The sequence below is a fragment of the Pseudomonas sp. EL_65y_Pfl2_R96 genome (assembly GCF_963970905.1).
Taxonomy (GTDB): domain Bacteria; phylum Pseudomonadota; class Gammaproteobacteria; order Pseudomonadales; family Pseudomonadaceae; genus Aquipseudomonas.
Genome location: NZ_CAXAQH010000421.1, coordinates 1 through 410, shown reverse-complemented (window position 1 = coordinate 410; position 410 = coordinate 1). Strand labels below are relative to the sequence as shown.

The 410-nt window shown below is 51.5% G+C and carries 1 protein-coding gene; it reads right to left on the bottom strand.

What is annotated here, in order from left to right; translation table 11 throughout:
* Positions 1–117: 117 nt before the first annotated feature.
* On the bottom strand, positions 118–321 hold the full coding sequence (gene tnpB, locus AACY49_RS31370) for an IS66 family insertion sequence element accessory protein TnpB (protein ID WP_339528249.1): 204 nt from the start codon (positions 319–321) through the stop codon (positions 118–120).
* Positions 322–410: the final 89 nt, after the last annotated feature.

Genomic DNA, 410 nt, shown 5'->3' with positions numbered 1-410 from the left:
ATTTTCTTCTTCGAGGAAACCGACTCTGGACTGCATCTTCGCAAGCATCTGCTTGAGCAATTCAGGATCATCGGGGAGGTTTTCGGGCATGGAAATCATGCCCTGGATTATACCGAATCAGGCCACGAATCGAGGCGTCAAAACTTGATGCGGACGGTTGTGCCACAAATCAAAACCGTCCAATAACCAGTTGAGTTCTTGAACCGTCAGCACGATGGCTTCATCCGAACAATCCGGCGATGTTTTAAAGCGCTCGGACTCCAGCCGCTTTAGCCAAAGGCAAAAGCCGTTGCGTTGGTAAGTAGGCCGTAGGAGTTTCACCTTCAGCCTCTCGCAGAACCGTACGTGAGCCTCTCAACTCATACGGCTCCCGTTGCCCGGTCGAACCTCATTTCCATAGACATGCCAGT